This is a genomic window from Janthinobacterium rivuli, assembly GCF_009208735.1.
In the GTDB taxonomy this organism is placed as follows: domain Bacteria; phylum Pseudomonadota; class Gammaproteobacteria; order Burkholderiales; family Burkholderiaceae_D; genus Janthinobacterium.
Map to the genome: position 1 here is coordinate 1 of NZ_WFLJ01000048.1, position 951 is coordinate 951.

Genomic DNA, 951 nt, shown 5'->3' on the forward strand with positions numbered 1-951 from the left:
GCTGCAATCTCTTCCTCGACGGAGCGGTGCGCCAGCCGGCCCGAATACCAGCCGGAGACGCAGGCCAGGCCATACTTGCCCAGCACGGCGTTCAGGGACGGGGCGTCTTTCGGAAACTTGTTGCCCAGCTCAAAACCGACATAACCAATCTCGGCGCCTTCCTTGAGGGCCGTTTCCAGCGGCGTCTCGCCGCCCAGGCTCGGCAAATCGTCGTTCATCCACGAGATCGGGTTGATGCCGATCTTCACATTCCATGTAGTCATTGTTGTTGTCCTTGGCGGTCGAGTTCATAACGGGCGCGGGCAAGCTGCACGCCTGGTTGGGTGGACACTTCCGGCACGGCCACTTCCCACCAGCAGCCGCCCTCCTGCGTCGTGCGCGTGTCGTCCGTGTCGATGCAGATCAAGTAGGTGCGCGATGCGGCGCGGGCGCGCAGCATGGCTTGCTCCAGTTCGGCGATGTTGGCCACGTGTTCGGACAGCGCCCCCAGCGATCGCGCATGCAGGGCGAAGTCGATACGCGGGGCGCTGTCGGGCAACATATTGTTGAACGAGGCATTGCCGCAGGCCTGCTGCAATCGGTTGATGCAGCCGTAGCCCCGGTTGTCGAGCACGACGATGATGAGTTTTTTGTCCAGCATGACGGAGGTGGCGATTTCCGAATTCATCATCAGATAGCTGCCGTCGCCCACCATGACGATCACCTCGGCATCGGGTCTGGCCATCTTGACGCCGAGGCCGCCGGCGATTTCATAGCCCATGCACGAATAACCGTATTCCATGTGGTAGCCACCGGGTGTTTCCGTGCGCCACAGTTTGTGCAGTTCGGCCGGTAGCGTCCCCGCCGCGCAGACGACGATGTCGCGGGTGGTCGAGTCGCTGGATGAACGCTGCACGGCGCCGATGACTTCGCCGTCGTACGGCAAGCCGGCGACTTCCCGTTTGCCCGTGA

At 62.5% G+C, this 951-nt stretch carries 1 protein-coding gene and 1 pseudogene; both read right to left on the reverse strand.

Going from position 1 to position 951, the window contains the following annotated elements; translation table 11 throughout:
- A pseudogene (locus GCN78_RS28800) lies at positions 1-263 on the reverse strand (myo-inosose-2 dehydratase); the annotation flags it as partial.
- The coding region (locus GCN78_RS28805) for a thiamine pyrophosphate-dependent enzyme (RefSeq protein ID WP_226939876.1) at positions 260-951 on the reverse strand (692 nt) is incomplete at its 5' end. The pseudogene GCN78_RS28800 and the gene GCN78_RS28805, both read right to left, overlap by 4 nt.